1 protein-coding gene is annotated in these 1,504 nt (G+C 65.5%); it reads right to left on the bottom strand.

The features are described from left to right. Positions 1–33: 33 nt before the first annotated feature. Positions 34–1,341: an IS4 family transposase gene (locus V6U86_RS33260; protein ID WP_334510515.1), complete on the bottom strand. Its 1,308-nt coding sequence runs from the start codon at positions 1,339–1,341 to the stop codon at positions 34–36. Positions 1,342–1,504: the final 163 nt, after the last annotated feature.

The raw sequence follows: 1,504 nt of genomic DNA, 5'->3' as shown, positions 1-1,504 counted from the left end.
CAACGCCGTTCAGTTAGGCGATTGGTGTGGTCGTCAAGGGTCAGGGCTGATGATGTGGATACTGGTGGTGGCTTGGTAGCTGCGCCGGTTGATGGTGGGGCCGCGGGCTTGGTATTTGCTGTTTGAGCGTTTGATCATGCGGGTTTTGGTGCGTAGGCGGCGTTCGGGTAGCAGGTGGGCCAGGACGTGGGTGCCGATGACGCCTACCAGGTCGATGACGGTGTCAGCGATGATCCCGGCGGCGTGGATGATCTGGTCGCGGGCGGTGTTCAGGGCGGTGGTGAAGCTGGCTCGGTCAGGGTCGAGGCCGGGTTGGCTGTCGGTGGCGTCGACCATCGCGGTGCGCAGCAGTTGATAGACGCTGAGTAAGGCGTAGATCTCTTGGCTGATGCCGTCGCAGGTGCGGGCGCGTAGGACACGTCCGCCCAGGATCGAGGATTTCAGTTCGAGGTAGGCGGTCTCGATTTCCCAGCGCTGGTGATAGAGCGGGATCAGTTCAGCGGCGGGATGCGCGTCGGGGTCGAGCAGGGTGGTGATCAGCCGGTAGCCGCCGGTGTGGGTGCCGTCGGTGGTGGTGATGCTGATCTGCGCGTCGATCACACGGATCGGCAGCCCGCCGATGATCGAGGCGAAGGATCCGTCGCGGTGCCGGCGCAGGATCGGTAGTTTGCGGCCGGTCTTGCAGCGGATCAGCAGGTCCGCGCCGGTCGCGGCCAGGGTGGCGATCAGGTCTGCGCCGGCGTAGTTGCGGTCGGCCATCAGCAACATCCCGGGGCGCAGACTGCGAGCGAGCTGTCGGGCCTGATCGAGTTCTCCGACACTGACCGGATCGAACACGGCGTCGATCACCGATCGGGTGCCGCAGGACAGCAGGGCGCTGAGCCGCAGCTGTGGGTAGCCCGAACTGCCGTTGTTGCAGCGTTGTTTGGCATAGCGGCTCGTGGTGGCCGGTGAGTCCGCGACCGTCAGGAAGGTCCCGTCGATCACGGCCAGCAACAGGCCTCGCCAGCGCGTCTGGGCGGCGCTGGTAGCGGCCGGGCCGCGCAACACATCGAATAACGCCCGCACCGGCTGCGGCCCGAGTCGTTGCCGGGCCTGGCGCAACGCACTGCCGCTGGGCGCCACGAGCGGCAGACCGGACAACCCGCTGGTCAGCTTCGACCACACCTGCAGGTATCCCAGTTCGGCGAACAGGCACCCGGCGAGTAGTACATACATCACGACCCGGGCCGGTAACAGCCTGACCCTGGACTCGGTCCGCCTGGTCATGGCCAGGACATCATCGACCATCTCGAACGGCACCAGCCGAGTCAGCTCGCCCAGATGACCCGGCGCGAACACCCCCGCGGCTACCGTCACCGTTCGAGTTATGGCAATCTGATCAGCCAGCGGAGCTCCAGGTTCAAGGGCGTCTTAGAGTGACCACCCTCTATACCGGAGCTCCGCTGCCTCGTCTCCACGACACGCTTGACGGCCCACCAAAACGCCTAACTGAACGGCGTTG

This window comes from Micromonospora sp. CPCC 205558 (genome assembly GCF_036902955.1).
Taxonomy (GTDB): Bacteria; Actinomycetota; Actinomycetes; order Mycobacteriales; family Micromonosporaceae; genus Micromonospora.
The sequence above is the reverse complement of the archived record's forward strand: the minus strand, read 5'-3'. Positions and strand labels throughout refer to the sequence as shown.